The organism is Micromonospora sp. HNM0581, from assembly GCF_012726175.1.
Classification (GTDB): domain Bacteria; phylum Actinomycetota; class Actinomycetes; order Mycobacteriales; family Micromonosporaceae; genus Micromonospora.
Genome location: NZ_JAASAD010000002.1, coordinates 399413 through 420886 on the forward strand (window position 1 = coordinate 399413; position 21474 = coordinate 420886).

A 21474-nucleotide genomic window follows, 5' to 3' on the forward strand; every position below is an offset into this window, starting at 1 on the left:
CGGTTCAGTCGCTCCAATTGACCCGGGGCGGCAGGGCGAGGAAGTCGGCGTACCGGTGCAGCGCCTGGTCGATCTGCTCGCGGCGGGCCGGGCCGAGGTCGGCCAGCGGTTTCACGGTGAGGGTGACGCGGGTCTTGGCCAGGCTGCGTTTCCAGGTGCCGACCACCCGGCCACCGACCACGATGGTGGCCTGGAAGACGCCGTTGCCGCCGGGGACGACGGCCTGCTTGTGCTCCGGGTCGAGCATCAGCGCGCGGTCCTTGTAGCCGAGCAGGTATTCGTCGAAGCCGGGCAGGGTCAGCACGTCGTCGACCACGGCGCGGGGTGCGTCCAGCAGCGGCGTGTGCAGCACCGCCTCGACGCCGTCGACCAGAACGGTGGTCAGGTCCGCACCGGCGGCGGCGATGCCGCGTTTGGCGTCGGCAGCGGTCAGGCCCGTCCAGCCGGCGAAGTCCTGCCGGGTGGTGGGGCCGTGGCTGCGGAAGTAACGCAGCGCCAGGGTGGCCAGCGCCTCGTCGCGGTCGAGCTGTCGCTGGCCGGGAGCCCACTCGTCGAGCAGCGCGAAGGTCTGCTCGGCGCCGACGTTGGGGGCGATGCAGGTGACCCCGCGCTGGGCCGCGTACCACAGCAGGTGGTAGCCGCGCTGGCCAGCACCGTCGATGCCGGCCGCCACCAGCGCGGCCACGCACTCGGTGCGGGTCAGCCGGCCGCCACCGGCGAGAATTCCACCCAGCACGTCGGCCGCGCGGTCCGCCTCCGCCTCGGACAGACCGAGGAACTCACGTCGCTTCGCCGCACCGGCGAGCGCGCGTACGCCGGTCAGCTCCAGCAGCCAGCGGGCGTCAGGGGCCGGCACCAGGTGGATGGTGCCGCGCATCGGCCAGGTCCGCAGTGCCTCCCGGCGCTCCAACGCGGCGTGCACGTCGGCGTGCGTCGACCCGGGCAGCCGTACGCCCAGCGACCACATGCCGCTGGCCAGGTCCTGGGCCTGCATGGCACCGAACCACTGCACCACGTCGGCCACTGTTGTCGGCGGGGCGGCGGTGGGGTGGGGGTGCAGCGAGAGGCTGGTCATCCGCAGCGCGAGGGCCTCGGAGCCGCTCAGCGCGATCGTGCCGGGAGGTGCCACGACATCGGCCGCCTTCCTTTCGGTGGTCGACGGCAGCATAGGCGCGGACACCGACAAAACCGATCGGGCCCGGAACACCGGGCGATCCCCCGTTCAGGTCGACGGGTGCACGGGCGGCTACGGAAACGCTGGCACCGGTGTCACCAGGATGACGTCTTCCTACCTGTGCCGAGAACTGTGGACCACGCGACGTGCGGACATCTTGAGCAAGCCGGTCGAGGGCTCGCGGTCAGCCCCGGCGAGGTTGCGGCACCCGGACGGCGGCCATGCCCGCTGCGGTCGCGGCCGCGATACCCAGGTCCGCGTCCTCGAAGACCAGGCAGGACGCCGGCGGTACGCCGAGCAGTTCGGCGGCGCGCAGGAACGGCTCGGGGTCGGGCTTGGGGCGGCTGTAGTCACCGGCGCAGACCAACACGTCGAAACGGTCGAGGATGCCCAGCGCTTCCAGCGATGCGGTGACCGCCTCCCGGGTACTGCCGGAGACCACGGCGAACGGGATGCGTCCGTGTGCGTCGTCGATGTGCCGTAACACTCCGGGGATGCCGGTGGCGGCTGGCAGTAGCTGCTGGAAACGCGCCTCCCGGTGCGCGACGACCGTCGCCACCGGCATGTCCAGGCCGTGTCGTTCGTTGAGGGCGACGACGATGTCCGTGGTCGGTCGCCCGGCCCAGGCGTAGAAGAGGTCCTCGGGGAAGGCGCAGCCCCACCGGTCGAGGGTGTCCCGCCACGCGGTGTAGTGCTGGGGCATCGAGTCGACGATCGTGCCGTCGCAGTCGAACAGGTAGGCCTGGAATTCGCCGGTCGGCAGGGGCAGTATCACCGGCCCAGGCTATCCGGCGATGCCGCCGGTCGGCGCGCCGCTCGGAGTCGCCGATACCTCACGAGCAGGTCGACGGAGCCTTCGGAGGAGTACCGGAAGCCTTCCGAGGGTCGGGGGTCGCGATCCTGATCTCCATCACCGGACAGCCAGCCCGATGTTTGTCTCCGCAAACATCGGGTAGTCGCCGGAGCTGATCCCGAAAAGGAAGGACGAGCGATGGCGGCACAGGTCAAGGTGGCGGTGATCTACTACAGCGCGACCGGCATCACCTACCAGATGGCGCGGGCGACCTGCGAGGCCGCCGCAGAGGCAGGAGCGGAGGTGCGGCTACGCAAGGTACGCGAGCTGGCACCGGACGAGGCGATTCGTTCCAACTCGGGATGGCAGGCGCACCGGCTCGAAACCCAGGATGTCGAGGAAGCAGAACCAGACGATCTGACCTGGGCCGATGTAGTGATCTTCGGGTCGCCGACCCGCTACGGGCTGATCGCCGCCCAGCTCAAACAGTTCATCGACACCACCGGTCCGTTGTGGGCCCAGGGCGCACTTGCCGACAAGGTCTACTCGGCTTTCACCTCCACCGCCACCGAGCACGGCGGGCAGGAGTCGACCCTGCTGTCGTTGTTCCACGTCTTCTATCACTGGGGCGGGGTCGTGGTCACTCCCGGATACACCGACCCGAGCCAGTTCACCGCCGGCAACCCGTACGGTGCCTCGCACACCAGCAACAACGGTGAGACCCCGCCCGACGAGGTCGCGTTGAGGGCGACCGCGCTGACCGCCAAGCGGGCGGTGCGTGTCGGCGCGGCGCTCAAGCAGGGACTGGCGGCCTGAGTGGTTCGGCCACACAGGACCGGCGGTCCGGGCGGGGGCTCTCAGACCCGCCCGGACCGCCGGTCGTACACAGCGCTACCCCGGGATCGGACCGGCTATGCCTGCGGAACCGGAGACAACTCACCGGCTGGCGTCGGCAGCAGGTCCCGCAACAGGTCGGTCAGGACCGTCACCCCGTCCGGGCTGAGCACCGACTCGGGATGGAACTGCACCCCGGCGTAGCGACGGCCACGCAGGGCGTGCACCGCACCGTCGGTTTCGTCGCGGGCCAGCTCCACCGGCCCGTACGGGCCGTCGAGCTGGTCAGTGGTGGCACGGGCGGTGAAGGTGGCGTAGAAGCCGACCCGACGGGGTGTACCGAAGAGCGTGACCGTGCGTTGCAGCCCCTGGTAGGGCGCGTCACGACGGTGCACGGGCAACCCGAGCAGACCGGCGAGGAGCTGATGGCCGAGACACACGGCGAGCGTCGGGTGCCCGGCGTCGAGCAGTTCCGTGAGCAGGGCGCGCAGTCTGATCATCTTCTCCGCGCCGCCAGTCGGATCACCCGGTCCCGGGCCGACCACCACCAGGTCGTACGCCTGGACCGGCTGCTCGTCCTGCCACCGCCGGACGGTCACCGAGAACCCGAGGGCGCCGAGCTGGTGGGCGAGCATCCCGGTGAAGGTGTCCTCCCCGTCGACGATGACGGCGCGACGGCCGGTGAACGCGGGCAGCGCCAGGGCACCCGGCGGCCGCTGCTCAAGCCAGAACCGGGCCAACGAGGCGTTGCGGGCGGCCAGAGCGGCGCGTACCTGCGGATCGTCGGCCAGCCGGTGCGACGAGTGTGGCCCGGCTGGCGCCTGCGGGCCTAGACCGAGGGCGGCCAGGACACCGGCCGCCTTGGCGTGGGTCTCCGCGACCTCGGCGGCGGGAGTGGAGTGGCGGACCAGGGTCGCGCCGACCGCGACCCGCAACTCGCCGGTGGGGGAGATCTCGGCGGTACGGATCAGGATGGGTGCGTCGAGGGTCTGCCGTCCCGCCTCGTCGTGACCGAGCAGGGCCAGCACCCCGGAGTAGTAGCGGCGTCCGGTGCGTTCGTACCGGGCGATCACCCGACAGGCGTTCTCCATCGGACTGCCGGTCACCGTCGGCGCGAACATGGTCTCCCGCAGCACTTCACGGACGTCCTTGGAACTCCGTCCGGCCAGGAGATACTCCGTGTGCGCCAGGTGTGACATCTCCTTCAGGTACGGCCCGACCACCTGGCCACCACCGTCGGCGACGGTGGCCATCATCTTCAACTCCTCGTCGAGGACCATGTACAGTTCCTCGGTCTCCTTGGGATCGGCGAGGAAACGCAGCAACGCGGCGCGGTCCGCGGCGGCGCCGGTGTGCCGGAAGGTGCCGCTTATCGGGTTCATCATCACCAGACCGCCGTCGACGCTGACGTGCCGCTCCGGGCTGGCGCCGACGAGGGTGCGGGTGCCGGTGTGCACCACGAACGTCCAGTACGCCCCGCGTTCCCGTATCAGCAGTGCACGCAGCGCGGCCAGCGCGGCGGTCAGCGGGGCACCCTGGATCCGGGCACGCAGGGTGCGGTGGATGACGAAGTTGGCACCTTCGCCATGGCCGATCTCCTCGGTCAGCACCCGGGCAACGATCGCGGCGTACTCGTCGTCGCTGATGTCGAAGGCGACGTCGGCGGTGCGTACCGAGGTGGTTGGCAGGGCCTCCAGCGTATCGGCCAGCGGTAGCCGGTGGTGGCCGTCGATGCGGAGGCATTCCAGTGGTGTGCCGTCGTCGATGCAGGCGAAGCCGCGCTCGGTGACCTGCCGGTACGGCACCAGGGCCAGGGTCGCTGGACCGGTGGGTGCGGCGGGCAGGGGGACGTCGGCGAGCCGGTCCGCTGTCGTGACGGTGCCGGTGAACAGGTCGACATGTTCGGCGCCGTCCTGGCGTAACAGGACGAACGGCCCGGGGTCGAGGCCGGCGGTGAGCGTGTCGAGCAGGTCGGTGAGCTGGTGCATCGGTCTCCTCGGGCCGGGTGACCGCCGTCGGGGGCGGCCCGGGCACCGGGTGACCGTCGGCCGCCTGTACGGGCGGCCGCGTGGGATGAAGCTACGCGCGGAGGTGGGCCGCCGGGTCGGCGGGCCACCAGCAGGTCAGACGCGCGAGCATGCGAACACTCTACGCGTCGGTCGGTCGGTTCGGAAGCTGATCGGCGTAGCGGGTGCGCGCGAGTCGAACGGCGTACCCGGTGCGCGGCAGCGTGGTGGCGGGGCGATCACCGGGTACGTTGACCCGCGATGAAGACTCTCGCTCTGGATCTGGGCACCTCGTCGGTGCGTGGGCTCGTACTGGACGACGCCCTGGCGTTGCCGGTGGCTCTGGCCCGCCGCCGTATCGAGGTCACCGCCGACGACGAGGGAGCCGGCACCCTCGATGCCCGCCACTACCTGGCCTGCCTGATCGAGTGCCTGGACGAGTTGCACGGGCAGGGTCGACTGGACGGTGTCGAACTGGTGGCAGTCAGCGGCCAGTGGCACTCGGTGGTGGCACTGGGTGCCGACGACGAGCCGCTCGGACCGGTGCTCACCTGGCTGGACACCCGGCCCGAGCCTTCGGCCGCAACGGTCGGACCGGCGGACCCGGCGGCCTTCCACCAGCGCACCGGCACCTGGTGGCACCGCTGCTACTGGTCGGTGCGACTGCCCTGGCTGCGGGCCCGTGCCGGCGGCCGGGTGTCCCGGTTCACCGGACTTGTCGAGTATGTGCTCGGTCAACTGCTCGCCGAAGTGCCGATGTCGATGTCGCAGGCGTCCGGTACGGGCCTGCTGGACCTGCACACCCTGCACTGGGATCCGGAAGCCATCGCCCTGGCCGGCAGCGACGGCACCGACCTGCCCGAACTCGCCCCGCGCGACTGGCACGGCGGACTACGCGTCGAGTACGGCAGGCGGTGGCCTGCCCTGGCCGGGGCCCGGTGGGCGCCACCGCTGGGCGACGGTGCCGCCTCCAACGTCGGCTCCGGCTGTGTCGATCCGACCCGGGCGGCGGTGACCGTGGGTACGTCCTCGGCGGTGCGGCTGATGCAGCGGATGTCGACGCCCGCCGAGTCGACGGTCCTGCCGCACCGGCTGTGGCGCTACCGCGTCGACCACGACCACGTGGTGACCGGGGTCGCGTACTCCTCCGGGGGAAACCTCTTCGCCTGGGCCAACCGGGAGTTGCGGTTGCCGACCGGCCGGGCGTTGGAGGAGGCGCTGGCGCTGCTGCCGCCCGACGGCGGCCGGCCCGCCGGAGTGCGTTTCGGCGGTGACCGGCCACCGGGAGTTCGCCCAGCTGGCCTTGGTGAGCTGCGAGGACTGGGCTTCGGCACCACCGCGGTGGAGATGCTCGCCGGACTCATGTACGGAGTGTGCGAGCAGATCGTCGACGACCTGGTGGTGCTGGAGTCCACCGTGGGCAGGCCGGTGGAGGTGGTCCTCGGTGGCGGTGCGACAGCGGCCTCGACCTGGTGGCGGCAGGCGTTCGCGGCGGTGCTGGCCCCCCGACCGGTCCGCTTCGCGCGACACCCGGAGATCGGTGCCACGGGCGCGGCGCTGGTGGCCACCGGTCGGATCGCCGATGCCGCGGCGGTGGCCGACATCGGCCGGACGGATGATCAAGACCAGGCGACTTCGGCATAGGCTGGCGGCCAGCGGTACCCTTCCTGAACCCTTCATCAGGGCAGGGCGTTGACACTGCTCTCGGGCCTGGTTGGATGGACGGCGCTCCCCGGGACCACGGCGGACGCGTGGGGGAGGAGGAGCGGTGGGTGTAGGACCGGAGCAGGCGCACGGGGTGTCGCAGCACCGCCGGCGTCGGTTCGACGTCCGGGTGGTACCCCACCGGCGACGCTCTGCCCTGCGCCTGCAGGACTGGCGGATGCGGACCAAACTGGCCACGGTTCTCGTCATCCCGTCGGTCGCGTTCCTGGTGCTGGCGGGGGTGCAGACGCAGAGTCTGGTGAGCCGGGCAAGCGTCCTGGGTGACTTCGCCGCCCAGGTCGGCATCGGACGCGAGATCACCGCGCTGACCCACCGGCTGCAGGTGGAGCGCGACCGTACGGCCGGTGAACTGCCCGCGCTGCGGGACGCCGCCGACGAGGAGGCCAGTGAGAAGCAGCTGGCCGTGTTGCAGCCCTACCGTGACGCCGCCGACCAGGCGGCGGCGCAGCTACGCGTGGCGGCCGAGCCGTTGGCTGAGGCGGACGCCTCGTGGCGTGACGTCTACGTGGTGGCCTCCCAGGCATACCAGCAGGTCGGCTACATTCGGGACACGATGACCACGGTGCTGCTCAGCGACGACACCATCATCGGCAATTACCACCGGGCGATCGACGCGTTGCTGAATCTGCTCGCCCAACCGACGCCGGGCGCCGACCGGCCGGAGCTGGCCGACGCAGTGCTGCGGTACGTGCAGTTCGCCAGGGCCAAGGAACTCTCGTCGCGGGTCCGGGCGGAGCTGTACGCGGCGGCCCGGGCCGGCAGCTACGACTCTGAGGACTCTGCCCAGGTGCCCGACCTGCGGGCGCGGCAGTTGACCGCCCTCGGTGCGTTCCGGATCGCGGCGACGAACGTCCAGGTGAGCCGCTACGACGAGATGAGCCTGGACCCGGCCTTCGTCACCGCTTCCCGCCTGGAGGAGCAGGCCCTGTCGCAGGGCACGTCCGGTTCGGCGGTGCTTGACGCGGAGCAGTGGTGGGCGGCCAGTGAGGCCCGCCACGAGCTGTTGCAGCGCTTCGAGGCGGAGGTGCTGTCGGCGTCGGCACAGCAGGCCGACGACGCGAGCGGCACGCAGTTGCGACAGACGCTGCTCGTCGTCGGTGTGATCATCACGGTCCTGTTGGTGGCTGTGCTGATCTCGGTGCTGATCGGCCGGTCGTTGGCCCGGTCGATCCGGCTGCTGCGTTCCCAGGCGTTGCGGATCGCCCAGATCGAGTTGCCCGAGGCCCTTGCCCGGTTGCGGTCGGTTTCCGGTGGCGTGCCGCCGATCGATGTCTCGCCGGCGGTCGTACGGTCGCTCGACGAGATCGGCGAGCTGGCCGAGGCGTTCGTCGCGGTGCACCGCAGCGCGGTCGGGGTGGCGGTCGAGCAGGCGAACATGCGCCGCAACGTCAACGCGATGTTCGTCAACCTTGCCCGACGCAGCCAGGTACTCGTGGAGCGGCAGCTGGAGCTGCTCGACGACCTGGAACGCGAGGAGGGCGACCCCGAGCAGTTGGAGAATCTGTTCAAGCTCGATCACCTCGCCGCCCGGATGCGTCGTAACGACGAGAGCCTGCTCGTGTTGGCCGGTACCGAGTCGACCCGCCGGTGGAACCGGCCGATCAGGCTCAGTGCGGTGCTGCTGGCGGCCAGCGCCGAGATCGAGCAGTACCAGCGGGTGCGGCACGAGGCGGTGGCCGACCTGCACGTGGTCGGGCACGCGGTGGGTGAGCTGGTGCACCTGCTGGCCGAGTTGCTGGAGAACGCGACCGCCTTCTCCCGTCCGGACACCATCGTGCAGGTGATGGCCCGGATGGAGGGGCCCGGGGCGGTCGTCGAGATCGCCGACCAGGGTCTCGGGATGAGTGCGACGGCGCTGTCCGAAGCCAACGCGGTACTGGCCACGCCACCGGCGGCGGACGTGGCGACGGTCGAGCGGATGGGTCTCTTCGTGGTCGGCCACCTCGCCGCCCGGCACGGCATCGAGGTGCGGCTCCACGGCGGTGCCGGTGGACTGGTGGCCCGGGTACGGCTGCCGCGTCCGCTGCTCGCCGCGGCACCGCCACCGAGCCTGGACCCGGTGCCATCGCCGCGCGGGCTGCCCGTCGCGACGCCTGGCCCCGTCGACCCGGGGCCGGCGGAACTGCCGGTGGCCGGCCGGCGTCCGACCACCGTGCCCCGCCAGGCACACACGGTGCCGGTACGGGCCGAGGACGTACTCGCCTCCGCGGTGCCGAAGGCGAGTGGCGGTGGTGGTTGGTGGTCGAGGGAGGGCCCCTCGTCGGTGGTGTCTGCCGCCGGTGCCGGCGCACCGGCACCGCCGGCCGTCCCGGTGACCGCCGGTACGAACGAACGGGGCCTGCCGATGCGGGTGCCGATGGCGCAGCTCAACGCGGTGCGTCAGCCGGCCCGTCCGGAGCAGCAGCCGGCGACCCGCGACGATCCGGACCCGGACGCCGTCGGCGGGATGTTGTCCAAGTTGTACAGCGGTGTACGGCGGGCGGAGGCTGAGGAGACCACCGAGTTTCCCGTGCCACCGCTCGGGGCGTGGAGCGAAGGAGGACGGAAGTGACGACGTTGTCGCAGGAGGCTCGCGACCTGAGCTGGCTGGTCAGCGGGTTCGCGGAGCGGGTGCCCGGGGTGGCGCACGCGGTGGTGGTCTCCTCCGACGGGCTGTTGGTCGCGATATCCGACCATCTGCCGAGGGACCACGCCGACAAGCTCGCCGCGGTGACGTCGGGGCTGATGAGCATCACCGCCGGTGCCGCCCAGATGTTCGACGGGGACGTCGTCAAGCAGACCGTGGTGGAGATGGGCCGGGGCTACTTCCTGGTGATGCAGGTACGCGACGGCTCGATCCTGGCCACTCTGGCGGCGGCCGACGCCGACATCGGCGTGGTGGGCTACGAGATGGCCCGGCTGGCCAAACAGGCCGGCGAGATGCTGACCCCGGCCCTGCGCGCCGAACTTCAGCAGGCGCTGCCCCGCTGAGGTGCCTTGCCGGCCGAACCGCCGGTCCTCACCGTGGGGTGCGCGACGCGTTCACTCGGGCGTAGGGCGTCACCGGATACCAGCCGGCGCGGACCGGCGTCCTGGTGATGCCGCCCTGCGTGAAGGCGGCCCGGGAACGCAGCGCGATGAGCGCCCGGTCGAGCGGGGCAAACCGGAAGTCGTAGAGCATGAGCTGGCCGCCGGGACGGAGCACCCGGGCCAGCTCGGTGGCGGCTGCGTCAAGGTCGGGCCAGTGATGCAGGCTCAGCGTCGAGACGACCACGTCGACGCTGCCGTCGGGATGGGGCAGGTCTGCCACGTCGGCGATCTGGAACCGTACGCGGTGGCCCAGCGAGCGGCACGATGCCGCCTGCTCGGCTACCTCGATCATGTACGGGGACGGATCGACGCCGGTCAGGGCGAGGTCGGGGCGGCGGTCGGCGAGTTCGTGCAGCAGCCGCCCCGGGCCGGTGCCGACGTCCAGGACCGTCGCCGACTCCGGTGCGATCGCCGCGACATCGGCGGCGACCTTCCGGTAGAGGCTGCGTAGCACCCGGCGTGACATCCGGTCGTAGGAGACGCTGCGGCGCCGGTCGAAGCCGGCGTGGTGGGAGGGGTGAACGACGGCGTGCAGCCGTTTGGCGATCGACATGATTTTCTCCTGCGGCACGTTCGACCCGGACACTTGACAACACGGGCAACGGTGCACGTTCATGTCGACATGAAGTCAAGCCGGGGAATGGTCATCGGTGAGGTGGCGGCGATGTACGGACTGGCCCCGCACGTGTTGCGGCACTGGGAGCAGATGGGGCTGCTGACGCCGGCCAGGGCCGCTGGTGGCCGGCGGGTGTACGGTCCGGCCGACGTGACCCGGATCGCACTGGTCCTGCTCGCCAAGGATGCGGGGCTGACCCTGGACCAGGCCCGCCACCTGTTTGCCGAGGTGGCCGACAAGCGGGCGAGGTCGGCCCTGTACCGGCGACACGGTCACCTGCTGCGCAGCCGGATCGCCGCAGCACAGGAGTCGTTGGCCATCGTCGAGCACGCGGCAGCGTGCGACGCCGAGGACATCACTGTCTGTCCCCGGTTGCGGGAGAAGGTGGCCGCCCGCCTGCCGGCTGGGCTGCGACACGACGCTGCGGCGTGGCCGACGCTCTAGCGTAGGCCGAGCGCGGTCCCGGGGCCGGTGGGGCGGGAGGCGACCCACCAGGCGATGGTGGCGGCCACGGCGACGACGCCGCTGAACAGGAACGGCGCCTCGATGCCGGCTCCGGCGGCCAGGGCCCCGCCGGCCAGCGCGCCGAGTGCGGTGCAGCTGTAGGTGACCACGCGGGAGGCGGCGATGACCCGACCGAGTAGCCCGCCCGGCACCAACCGTTGGCGTACCGACAGCGCGGCGACGTTGAGCACGGCGAACGCGGCGCTGGTGGTGACCACCACGACCACCGCGACGGCGCGGTGCCCGACGACGGCCAGCAGGACCGGCACGCCGGCGGTGACGGCCATGGACCAGGTCAACACGGACCGGTGCTGGAAGCGGTCGACGAGACGGTCGGCGGCGAACGAGCCGATCAGTCCACCGGCGGCGCCGGTGGCCAGCAGCAGACCGAAGCCGAACGCGCCGAGGCCGAGGGCATCGCGGGCGTAGAGCACGAAGATCGCGAACCAGGCGGTGTCCGCGGCGGCCACGGCAGCGGTGACGAGCACCAGGGTGCGCAGCATCGGCTGGCGGACGAGCCAGCGCAGACCGGCCAGGGCCCCGTCGCCGTCGGCGCTCGGCGGGGCATCGCCGGCAGCTGCGGTGGCCCGTTGCGCCAGGGGCAGCGGCAGCGAGAGCACGAGCATCACCGCCAGAGCCAGGGTGGCCCCGTTGACGGCGAACGGGATGGCGGCACCCAGCACGAACAGCAGGGCGCCCACCGGTGGGCCGACGAACTCGTTGCCGACGATCTCCCCGGCGACCAGCCGCCCGTTGGCCTTCTCCAGCTGCGCGTCGGAGACGAGCCTGGGTACGGCGGTCTGTGCGGCGGTGTCCCGGATGGTCTCGCCGACGCCGAGCAGGAACGCGGCGGCGACGACGAGCGAGATGGTGGCCCAGCCCAGGGCGACCGTGGTGGCCAGCGCGGCCAGCACCACGACGCGGCCGGTGTCGGCGGCGGCGAGCAGCGTACGGGTGGCTCGGCGGTCGGCGAGGGCTCCGGCGAGCATTCCGGAGACGAGCCACGGCAGGAACTGCGCGGCGGCAACCGCACCGACGGCCAGCGGGTCGTCGGTGAGTGCGGCGGCCAGCAGCGGGAAGGCGGCCACCCGGATGCCGTCGCCGAGATTGGCCAGCGCGGCGGCGCTCCAGAAGGTCCAGAACGGCCGGCCCAGACGGTTGTGCTCAGGCATGTCGGGATCGTACGTGCCGCGGCGGCGGCCCCGGGCCGGGCCGCCGCCGCGCTGACGTGTCAGACCGCGTTGTCCGCGATGACCTGGCGGTACCAGTGGGCGCTGCGCTTGAACACCCGACGTTGGGTGGGATAGTCGACGTAGATCAATCCCCAGCGTTGCTCGTAGCCTTCGGCCCATTCGAAGTTGTCGAGCAGCGACCAGACGTGGAAGCTTTCCAGCGGCACGCCTTCGGCGATGGCCCGGTGCGCGGCCCTCAGGTGATCACGCAGGTAGGTGACGCGGCCGTCGTCCGCGACGGTGCCGTCGGCGCCGAGCACGTCGGGCGTGGGCAGGCCGTTTTCGGTGACGGTGAGGGGGATGGGCCCGTAGTCGCGGGTGACGCGGGTCAGGGTGTCGTACATCCCGTCGGGGTAGATCTGCTGCCAATCCGCCTCGGAGGTGGGCCAACGGTGTGCCGTGCCGCCGGACGCGGTGACGTAGATCGGGGTGTAGTACTGCACGGCGAGCAGGTCGATCGGGCTGGATATGATGTCGAGGTCGTCGTCGCGGATGCCCCTGACCATCCGGCTGTCGGATCCGAGGTCGGCCAGCACGTCGGCCGGATAGTTGCCGGTCAACGCGGAGTCGAGGTAGAGGCGGTTTTCGTACCCGTCATACAGACGGGCGGCCGCGGCGGCGGCGGCGGTGTCGTCGCCGGGATAGCACGGATGCAGGTTGAAGGCGGGTCCGATCCGGCTGGTCCCGCCGGTGGCGCGCAGTGCGCGGACGGCGAGGCCGTGGGCGAGCTGTAGGTGGTGGGCGACCAGGTACGCCGCGTCGGGGTCCTGCCGGCCAGGTGCGTGGTGGCCGGACAGGTAGCCGTTCTGCACCACCGTCTTCGGTTCGTTGATGGTCAACCAGACCGGTACCCGGTCGCCGAGGGCGTCGAAGACGATGGTGGCGTAGTCGGCGAAGCGTTGGGCGACGTCGCGGTTCTCCCAGCCGCCGGTGTCCTGCAGGCTCTGCGGCAGGTCCCAGTGGAACAGCGTGGCCATCGGGGCGATCCCGCGTTCGTGTAGGCCGTCGACGAGGCGTCGGTAGAAGTCGAGGCCGCGTCGGTTGGCGGCGCCGGTTCCGTCGGGCTGGATGCGCGGCCAGGAGATGGAGAACCGGTAGCTGCGCAGCCCCAGGTCACGCATCAGATCGAGGTCTTCGGCATAACGTTGGTAGTGGTCGGCCGCGACGTCGCCGGTGTCGCCGTTGCGGATACGTCCGGGGGTGTGGCTGAACGTGTCCCAGATCGACTCGCCGCGGCCGTCCTCTTTGGCGGCGCCCTCGATCTGGTAGGCGGAGGTTGCGGCACCCCAGCCGAAGTCGGGTGGGAAGGAGCGTCGGGTGGCCGGATCAGATGCCGTCGCCGTGTCGTCGGCCTGATCAGTGGGTTGGCAGCCGCCGAGCCCGGTGGCGGTGGTGGCTAGGGCGGTGGTGCCGAGCACCGCACCGACCGGGGTGGCGGCGGCTGAGAGCGCCGCGCGGCGCAGCAGGTGCCGCCTGGTGAGTATCGACATGGGTTCTCCTCGTGGATGGTGACGACCGCCTGAGCCTCGGGAGCGCTCCCAAAGGGGAAGGGGTTAGGCGGTTGCGAGTCGTCGCGGAGGGTGTGTCGGCGGACTGCCTCGGTGACGGTTTCCTGGGGTGGGAAGGGCGCTGTGCCGGTCGGGCGGTCGGTGCGGCGGGACCGGGTGCGCCGATTACCGCAGCGGACCGGCGGTGCGCGCCCGGGCGGTCGGCGGGGCGTCGCGGGTGGCGGTCGGCGGACGGGTCGACTGCGGTGCGGGGCGCGCTGGTGGTGCGCGTCTGACCCGTCGGCCTCTTTTCCCATCGTGTACGGGGGTTTAGTGTGGGGACGGGGGAGGGCAACCCCCGTCCCCACCGTGTTGCGGTACACGCACGTTCCGGATTGGCGTCCCAGTTGTGCGTGTCGCGCGGGAGCCGGGCCACGCGAGTGGCTGAGGATCCACCTCCCTCCACTGTGGTGGGGTGACGGCTGACGGCGGTGTCCGGGCTGGTCCGCCGTCGGCCCGTGGTCTGTTCCCCGGAACCGTGGGCGCGGTGCCGGGCGTTAATCCGGGTGTAACCCTGTCGATGGAAGCGCTCCCATCGACGTTGCTGCGACTGTAACGCTCGTCACGGCTTTGTGAAACCCCCAAAACGAGATCGAAACAACTCAGCGTTTTCCGGAAGCCCTGGCCTTGGTTTTGGGAGCGCTTCCATGGCACACTGTCGATCGACCGCGCGGAGCCAAGGTACGCGTGAGCGCGGGTCGCCGAGGGCTTCCGGCTCGTCCGGTACGGCGTCCTGCCAGCAGCGGGAGCGGCTGCCGTTCACACGGCGCCCCGCCGCGCCGGCCCAACCGGGCCGCAGCGACCACCATCCACGGCACCTCGGCGGACCCGTCCTTGCCGGGGTGTCACCGCCGGGGCGTCACCGCTTCCGGCCTGGTCCGAGGAGACACCGCGTAGATGAAAACTCAGACTAGACGTCGGCGCCTGGCGTGGCTCGCAGCCGCGGCGCTGGCAATCAGTGGGGCCACCGTCCCCGCCGCCGCCGCGCAGGCCGCGCCGGCCTGCGACGTGGTCTACACGACGAACGACTGGAGCACCGGCTTCACCGCCAACGTGACCATCAAGAACACCGGCGACGCGATCAACGGATGGACGCTGCGGTTCGCCTTCCCCGGCAACCAGCGCGTCACCCAGGGCTGGTCGGCCCGGTGGAGTCAGAGCGGTAACCAGGTCACCGCCGTCAACGAGTCCTACAACGGCAACATCGCCGCCGGCGGCAGCACCAGCATCGGCTTCAACGGCTCGTACTCCGGCACCAACGCGAAACCGACCTCCTTCTCGGTGAACGGAGTCACCTGCGGTGGTGCGGCACAGCAGCCACCGACGGTCAGCCTGTCGGTGCCCGCCGGACCGTTCACGGCACCGGCGACCGTGCCGCTGACCGCCACCGCCAGCGACCCCGACGGCACCATCGCCCGGGTGGAGTTCTACCGCAACGGACTACTCGTCAACACCGACACCACGGCACCGTACGCGTACACCCTGGAGGGCCTGCCGGCCGGTGACTACACCGTGCAGGCCCGGGCGTTCGACAACAGTGGCCTGTCGGCGGTCGCCGAGCGGTCGTTCACCGTCGCCGGCTCCACCTCGCCGGCGCTCGTCGCCACGCCGACCGCACTGACCGTGCCCGAGGGTGGCAGCTCGACGTTCAACCTCAAGCTGAACCGGGCACCCACCTCGAACGTGGCGGTGGGCCTGGCCCGCACCGGCGACCCGGACGTCACCGTCACCCCGACCTCGGCGACGCTGACCACGTCGAACTGGAACACCGGTGTCAACGTGACCGTCCGGGCGGCTGAGGACTCCGACACCGTCGGTGGCACCGCCACCGTCACCGCCTCGGCCACCGGCCACACCCCGGCGACGGTCACCGTCACCGAGATCGACAACGATGTGCCCGGTGGCGACGGCGAGTACGTGCAGCGCTTCCTCACCCAGTACAACAAGATCAAGAACTCGGGCTACTTCAGCCCGGAGGGCGTGCCGTACCACTCGATCGAGACGCTCATCGTCGAGGCACCCGACCACGGCCACGAAACCACCTCCGAGGCGTTCAGCTTCTGGCTGTGGCTGGAGGCCTACTACGGCCGGGTGACCCAGAACTGGGCACCGTTCAACAGCGCCTGGACGGTGATGGAGAAGTACATCATCCCCTCCTCGGCCGACCAGCCGACCGCCGGCGCCGCAGGCGACGCCCAGTACGCCGCCGAGCACGACCTGCCCAACCAGTACCCGTCGCAGCTGCAACCATCGGTACCGGTGGGCGCCGACCCGCTGCGCTCCGAACTGCGCTCCACCTACGGCACCGGTGACATCTACGGCATGCACTGGCTGCTCGACGTCGACAACGTCTACGGCTACGGCCGCTGCGGCGACGGCACCACCCGCCCGGCGTACATCAACACCTTCCAGCGGGGCACCCAGGAGTCGGTGTGGGAGACCGTGCCGCAGCCGTCCTGCGACACCTTCGCCCACGGTGGCCAGTACGGCTACCTCGACCTGTTCATCAAGGAGTCGGGTACCCCGGCCAAGCAGTGGAAGTACACCAACGCCCCGGACGCCGACGCCCGCGCCGTGCAGGCCGCGTACTGGGCACTGACCTGGGCCAAGGAGCAGAACAAGGCGGCCGACGTGTCGGCCACCGTGGCCAAGGCCGCCAAGATGGGTGACTACCTGCGGTACGCCCTGTTCGACAAGTACTTCAAGCGGGTCGGCAACTGTGTCGGGGCCAGCACCTGCCCGGCCGGCACCGGCCGCGAGGCCGCCCACTACCTGCTGTCCTGGTACTACGCCTGGGGCGGGGCGTACGAGACCAGCCAGAACTGGTCCTGGCGGATCGGCTCCAGCCACAGCCACTTCGGCTACCAGAACCCGTTCGCGGCCTGGGCGTTGACGAACGTCAACGAGCTCAAGCCGCGCTCGGCAACCGCTGCGGCCGACTGGACCAACAGCCTCAACCGGCAGCTGGAATTCTACACCTGGCTCCAGTCGGCCGAGGGCGGCATAGCCGGTGGCGCGACCAACAGCTGGGGCGGGCACTACGGCACGCCACCGGCCGGCACGGCGACCTTCTACGGCATGTTCTACGACGAGGACCCGGTCTACAACGACCCGCCGTCGAACCAGTGGTTCGGGATGCAGGCGTGGTCCATGCAGCGCATCGCCGAGCTGTACCTGGTCAGCGGAAACGCAAAGGCCAAGGCGCTGCTCGACAAGTGGGTGCCGTGGGCGATCGCCAACACCACGCTGGGCGCCGACTGGTCCATCCCGTCGGACATGAAGTGGACCGGCCAGCCCAACAACTGGAACCCGAGCAACCCGCAGCCGAACACCAACCTGCACGTCGAGGTGACGGTCAAGGGCCAGGACGTCGGCGTCGCCGCCGCCTACGCTCGCACCCTCATCGCGTACGCGGCCAAGTCGGGCAACACGGCGGCGAAGACCACCGCCAAGGGCCTGCTCGACGCCCTGCACGCCGCCAGCGACGCCCAGGGTGTCTCGACGGTGGAGAAGCGTGGCGACTACCGGCGCTTCGACGACGTCTACAACGCCTCCACCGGGCAGGGCCTCTACATCCCGCCAGGCTGGACCGGTCGGATGCCCAACGGCGACCAGATCGCCCCGGGCAAGAGCTTCGTCGACATCCGGTCGTTCTACAAGAACGACCCGGCGTGGCCGAAGGTGCAGGCGTACCTCGACGGTGGGCCAGAGCCCGAGTTCCGCTACCACCGTTTCTGGGCCCAGGCGGACGTCGCCATGGCCTACGCCGACTACGGAAAGTTGTTCCCCAACGGCTGAACGAACTCCTCCGGACGGGCGGTCACCCGCCCGGAGGCACCGGCCGAGCCTCGGGGTAGAGGTCAGGTCCGGTTGACGGCCTGACACCCACGGTCAGGCCGGGGTGGGTCGACCCTCTGGCCGACGCAGCGGAGTGGCCGACCCACCCCACCCGACCCCGACCACCGGGCACGACGCGCACATGGCGCAAAAAAGTGACTGCCCCCGGATCACAAGCCGGCTCGGGACGGAGTAACGTACATCACCGGAGAGGCCGCTCCCCCCGTGGCGGCCTCTCCCTTATCGTGTCGGCCCCGACGCCTCGGACCCGCCGTCGTCGCATGCTCTCTCGGCCGGATCGGCCTGCGCTGGCACCGGGTGTCGCAGCCCTGGGTGACCGGCCGGCAACGACTTCCGCAGCACAGCCCAACTGACCGCCAACGCGGCCGCCACCAGCGGCCAGGTGAGCCCCACCCGGGCCGCCGTCAGGGCGAGCACGTGACCGCCGAGATACAGCGGCACGAACACCGCCAACCGCAACAGGTAGGTCGCCGTCCACACCCAGCTCGCCCGGCCGTACCCGCGCAGCAGCGCCGGGTCACGACGCCACCTCCCACGCTGCCCCAACACCGTGCCGACGACCACACCGAGCAGCGGCCAACCCACCACGATGCTGACCGCCCACACCAGCGCGCTGGCGGCGTTGGCCAGCACCTGCAGGAGAAAGAAATCCTCGGCCCGCCCGGTCCGTACCGCCACCAACGCGGCCACGCAGACCGCCAGCAGCCCGACAAGCACCGACCGGGGCCGGTCACCCCGACGCAACCGCCAACCGGCCACCACCGTCCCAGCGACCAGAGCCGCCGCCACCCCGACCCCCACCGACCGGCCGGCCACCAGCCAACCCAGAGTGAACGCGACAGGCGGTACGGTGGCGTCCACGGCTCCCCGACGCCCACCGAGCAGATCGGCCAGCGACTCCGGCCGCCCGACCGTGGTGGCGTCCCGCTCCGACGAACCGGTCACGTCCCCTCCTTCACCTGCGGCCCAACCTATCGCCACCCGGTGGGCGGGCCACCGGCCGGACGCCTGTGATGTGCCGCTAAGTTGTGCGGGTGCCTGTGACGCCCCGGGGTGGTACCGCGGTCTGGTTGGTTGTGCTGGCCCTGGCCCAGACAGCGGCCTTCGTCGCTGTCTGGCAGTTCGCCCTGCACACGGAGGTCGGTCAATGGATCGACACCGTGGCCCTCACCGGCAACCAGATCGGCCGTGACCACATCGAAGGACCGGTCGACCGGATCCTCAACGCGATGTCCGTGGTGTCGTTGCTGGCGGCGACCCTGACGATCGGGTTCATCGCCCTGATCCGGGGACGGGTCGCGCTCGCCGTCGCGGCCACCCTGCTGATCGCCGGCGCCAACGTCACCACCCAACTGCTCAAGTACGGGCTCAACCGCCCCGACTACGGCATCGACCTGGAACGGGTGTACGTCGGTAACAGCCTGCCCAGCGGGCACACCACGGTCGCCGGATCGGTGGCAGTGGCCCTGGTGCTCGTACTGCCGCCGAAGGTCCGGGCGATCGCCGCCGTCATCGGAGCCGGCTACGCCGCGACCGCCGGAGTGGCGACCCTGTCGGCGGGTTGGCACCGCCCCAGCGACGCGGTCGCCGCGTTCCTGGTGGTCGGGGTCTGGGCGGCGCTGGCCGGCCTACTGCTGCTGATCACCCAACGGGAACGGGCGGAAGTTGCATCCGGCGACGCGCACCGGCTCACCGTCCTGCTGCTGGGGGTGGGCGGGGCGCTGGTGCTCGCCTGCTGCGCGCTGGCACTGTGGTGGCTGGTGGGCCTGCGGTTCACCCCCGTGGCGGATCTGTCCCGCCGTCCGCTGTTCCTCGGCTACGCCGGTAGCGCCGCCGGCATCGCCGGTTCCATGGCGGTGGTGATGGCCCTGGCACTCACCGCCGTGCACCGGCTCGTCCCGCGCCACCAGGGCTGACCGGATGGGCGCCGCACGATCAGCGTTCCACGACGAGTGCGAACAGCTCGGCACCGTGTTACGCACGCTGCACCGGTCGGACCTGGACCGCCCCACCCGATGCCCACCGTGGACGGTGGCCGACCTGCTGGCCCACGTACGCATCGGAGCCGGCCGACTGGCCGACATGCTCACCGCCGTGGTCCCCGGTCCCGCCCAGGTAGACGCCGCTGGCTATTTCGGGGCGGCGAAGTTCGTGCCGGAGGTGGATGCCGCCCGTATCGAGTACGCCCGCTCGGCGGCGCACCGACACCACGCCGACACGCCGACGGACCAGACCGCAATAGCGGTCGCTATGGCTTTCGACCGGACGTGGCGAGCTACCCTCGCTGCGGTAGACGCCCACCCAGCCGACCAGGTGGTGCGTACCCGACACGGCGACGCGATGACGGTGACGGATTTCCTGCGCACCCGAGTGGTGGAGGTCGGCGTGCATGGACTCGATCTTGCCGAGGCGCTGGACCGGTCACCGTGGCTGACCCCGACCGCAGCACAGGTGATTGCCGACCTGCTCACCGACGGACAGTTGCTCCCCGCGGACCTTCACTGGGACCGGCTGACGTTGATCCGCAAGGCCACCGGGCGCAGCCCGCGTACCCGGGCCGAACAGGAAGCCCTCGACGCCGCTGACATCCGACTGCTCGCCTTCGGTAGCTGACCCGCTGATCAGGCGGCGGTGCGGGGCGCCGGGACATGTGGGACCGCCGTGCGCAGGTGGGCCAGAACGACCGGATCGATCCGGCCGGGCGCCAGCCGCTCCTCCAGATTCTCCAGCCCGGCCCAGGCCACCAGCGCATCCTCCGGCCCGGCCGGGTCGGCCGGATAGCCGAGGGCGGTCAACAGGCCGGCGACCTCGGCGGCCAGCCCGCCGGAGAGGTCCAGCAGGGTGGCCGGATCAGGTCGGCTGAACAGCATCGTGTGCACGGACAACAGCCTGCCGAGCTCGCTGACCGGATCGGGATGGTCGTCAACCCGCAGGTCGATCATGACGTCGCCGGTGCCGCCGTACCCACCGCCGCGACGCACCACCAGGAGGCCGGCGCTCTGCCGGCCACGCCGGTCACCGCCCGCGGCCTCGCCGGCCCGCAGCGCCGCGAGTAACCGCTGCCCGAACGGCAGATCGGTGCCGGCCAGCCAGGCGTCGCGTAGGTCGTCGACGACCTGCGGGCCGGTGAGGATGTTGCCCTGCGCAGCCCAACCGTCGCCGGCCTGACCGCCGGCCCAGCCCCGGCAGCGCGCCCCGGTCCACGTCGCACCGGGACCGGTGGCCGCGACCACGGCGAGCTGCCGATGATCACGTTCCGGGTCGGCGGCGACCAGACCGGCCACGACCCCGGCGGCGGACACGCCGGTCCGCAGCAGCGCCAGCCCCTGCGGCCGGTAGGCCAGGTTGACGTGCGCCTGTGTGGCGATCGCGCCGACGTCGGCTGCGGCACCCGGCACGAGGGCCCCAGCGGCCAGGAAACGGCTGGCCACGACGACGCCGTGCAGCCGGCCGTCGTCGGAGCGGGCCACGAGCGAGAAGGTCACGCAGGGAAGATTAGCGCTGGTGACGGTCCTGGTCCGCCGAGGTCAACGGGGCCGACGCGTTCACCCCACTGGCGCTGGCTGCCGCCTGGCAGCCCAGGCTGCGGCTGGGCACCGCGATCACACCGGTGCTCACCCGGGGACCGGCCTGCTGGCGATGAGCGCCGCCGCGCTCGCCGACACCGCCCCTGGCCGGTTCGCCCTCGGCATCGACGCCTTCGCCGTCCGCCGGTTCGCCCTGGACGGCCACCAGCCGCCGAGTACGCCCGGAACCTCGGCCGGCGGATGATCGCCAGCTACCTCAACGTGCCCCGTACGCGGAGTTCCACCGCCGGCTCGGCCGGCAGGAGGTGCTTGCCGACATGTGGGCGGGTACTGGCGTTGCTGCCCACCCCGGAAGTCACCGCCACCGACCCGGTGGCCGTCGCCAGACTCGGCCACGACGCGAAGGAGGCGGCGTGAACCTCACCGACCGGGTGGCGGTGATCACCGGCGGCGCCGCTGGGATCGGCGCGGCGTCGGCCCGGCGGTTCGCCGCCGAAGGAGCCGCCGCGCTGGTCCTGGCCGACCTGGAGGACGCCGCCACCGAGGCGGTCGCCGCCGCCGTCGGCCCGTCGGCCCGAGGTGTGACGGT

16 protein-coding genes and 1 pseudogene are annotated in these 21474 nt (G+C 71.3%); 9 read left to right on the forward strand and 8 right to left on the reverse strand.

Going from position 1 to position 21474, the window contains the following annotated elements:
- Positions 1-4: 4 nt before the first annotated feature.
- Both HCA58_RS04700 and HCA58_RS04705 read right to left on the reverse strand, forming a co-directional pair.
- On the reverse strand, positions 5-1075 hold the full coding sequence (locus tag HCA58_RS04700) for a winged helix DNA-binding domain-containing protein (RefSeq protein ID WP_169596637.1): 1071 nt from the start codon (positions 1073-1075) through the stop codon (positions 5-7).
- A gap of 283 nt (positions 1076-1358) precedes the next feature.
- Positions 1359-1949, reverse strand: coding sequence for an HAD-IA family hydrolase (locus HCA58_RS04705; protein WP_169596499.1), 591 nt, complete (start codon positions 1947-1949; stop codon positions 1359-1361).
- 216 nt (positions 1950-2165) lie between these two features.
- On the opposite strand from HCA58_RS04705, the gene wrbA reads away from it, so the two are divergent.
- The gene (gene wrbA / locus HCA58_RS04710; RefSeq protein WP_169596500.1) at positions 2166-2783 is read left to right on the forward strand and encodes an NAD(P)H:quinone oxidoreductase; all 618 of its coding nucleotides are present in this window, start codon (positions 2166-2168) and stop codon (positions 2781-2783) included.
- 95 nt (positions 2784-2878) lie between these two features.
- Here wrbA and HCA58_RS04715 read toward each other — a convergent pair whose 3' ends face one another.
- Positions 2879-4789 carry an anthranilate synthase family protein gene (locus HCA58_RS04715; RefSeq protein WP_169596501.1) on the reverse strand — a complete coding sequence of 637 codons (1911 nt, stop codon included), beginning with the start codon at positions 4787-4789 and terminating at the stop codon, positions 2879-2881.
- Positions 4790-5068: 279 nt separating this feature from the next.
- Between HCA58_RS04715 and HCA58_RS04720 the strand changes: the two genes are divergently transcribed.
- From HCA58_RS04720 to HCA58_RS04730, 3 genes are all read left to right on the forward strand, one after another.
- Positions 5069-6451, forward strand: coding sequence for an FGGY family carbohydrate kinase (locus HCA58_RS04720; protein WP_169596502.1), 1383 nt, complete (start codon positions 5069-5071; stop codon positions 6449-6451).
- Positions 6452-6575: 124 nt separating this feature from the next.
- Positions 6576-9083, forward strand: coding sequence for a nitrate- and nitrite sensing domain-containing protein (locus HCA58_RS04725; RefSeq protein WP_346775863.1), 2508 nt, complete (start codon positions 6576-6578; stop codon positions 9081-9083).
- A 5-nt stretch (positions 9084-9088) separates the two neighbouring features.
- Positions 9089-9502: a roadblock/LC7 domain-containing protein gene (locus HCA58_RS04730; RefSeq protein WP_205807695.1), complete on the forward strand. Its 414-nt coding sequence runs from the start codon at positions 9089-9091 to the stop codon at positions 9500-9502.
- Between the two features lie 28 nt (positions 9503-9530).
- Here HCA58_RS04730 and HCA58_RS04735 read toward each other — a convergent pair whose 3' ends face one another.
- Positions 9531-10154 carry a class I SAM-dependent methyltransferase gene (locus tag HCA58_RS04735; RefSeq protein ID WP_169596504.1) on the reverse strand — a complete coding sequence of 208 codons (624 nt, stop codon included), beginning with the start codon at positions 10152-10154 and terminating at the stop codon, positions 9531-9533.
- 69 nt (positions 10155-10223) lie between these two features.
- On the opposite strand from HCA58_RS04735, the gene HCA58_RS04740 reads away from it, so the two are divergent.
- Positions 10224-10661, forward strand: coding sequence for a MerR family transcriptional regulator (locus HCA58_RS04740; RefSeq protein WP_205807526.1), 438 nt, complete (start codon positions 10224-10226; stop codon positions 10659-10661).
- Here the strand turns inward: HCA58_RS04740 and HCA58_RS04745 are convergent.
- Together HCA58_RS04745 and HCA58_RS04750 are read right to left on the reverse strand one after the other, a co-directional pair.
- Positions 10658-11893, reverse strand: coding sequence for an MFS transporter (locus HCA58_RS04745; RefSeq protein ID WP_169596505.1), 1236 nt, complete (start codon positions 11891-11893; stop codon positions 10658-10660). The genes HCA58_RS04740 and HCA58_RS04745 overlap by 4 nt on opposite strands.
- A 59-nt stretch (positions 11894-11952) precedes the next feature.
- Positions 11953-13443 (reverse strand): GH1 family beta-glucosidase, encoded by a 1491-nt coding sequence (locus HCA58_RS04750; protein ID WP_169596506.1) that lies wholly within the window; start codon positions 13441-13443, stop codon positions 11953-11955.
- 954 nt (positions 13444-14397) lie between these two features.
- Between HCA58_RS04750 and HCA58_RS04755 the strand changes: the two genes are divergently transcribed.
- Positions 14398-17298, forward strand: coding sequence for a glycoside hydrolase family 48 protein (locus HCA58_RS04755; protein WP_169596507.1), 2901 nt, complete (start codon positions 14398-14400; stop codon positions 17296-17298).
- 279 nt (positions 17299-17577) lie between these two features.
- Here HCA58_RS04755 and HCA58_RS04760 read toward each other — a convergent pair whose 3' ends face one another.
- Positions 17578-18303 carry a DUF3159 domain-containing protein gene (locus HCA58_RS04760; RefSeq protein ID WP_169596508.1) on the reverse strand — a complete coding sequence of 242 codons (726 nt, stop codon included), beginning with the start codon at positions 18301-18303 and terminating at the stop codon, positions 17578-17580.
- 83 nt (positions 18304-18386) lie between these two features.
- Here HCA58_RS04760 and HCA58_RS04765 point away from each other — a divergent pair, with 83 nt between their 5' ends.
- Together HCA58_RS04765 and HCA58_RS04770 are read left to right on the forward strand one after the other, a co-directional pair.
- Positions 18387-19274, forward strand: a complete 888-nt coding sequence (locus HCA58_RS04765; protein ID WP_169596509.1) for a phosphatase PAP2 family protein — start codon at positions 18387-18389, stop codon at positions 19272-19274.
- A gap of 4 nt (positions 19275-19278) precedes the next feature.
- Positions 19279-19971 carry a maleylpyruvate isomerase N-terminal domain-containing protein gene (locus HCA58_RS04770; protein ID WP_169596510.1) on the forward strand — a complete coding sequence of 231 codons (693 nt, stop codon included), beginning with the start codon at positions 19279-19281 and terminating at the stop codon, positions 19969-19971.
- Between the two features lie 8 nt (positions 19972-19979).
- On the opposite strand, the gene HCA58_RS04775 is transcribed toward HCA58_RS04770, so the two are convergent.
- A complete protein-coding gene (locus HCA58_RS04775) occupies positions 19980-20843 on the reverse strand; it encodes a DUF1028 domain-containing protein (protein WP_169596511.1) in 864 nt (287 codons plus the stop codon).
- Positions 20844-20869: 26 nt separating this feature from the next.
- Between HCA58_RS04775 and HCA58_RS23105 the strand changes: the two are divergent.
- Positions 20870-21433: pseudogene (locus tag HCA58_RS23105) on the forward strand (LLM class flavin-dependent oxidoreductase); the annotation flags it as partial.
- Positions 21434-21474 lie beyond the last annotated feature (41 nt).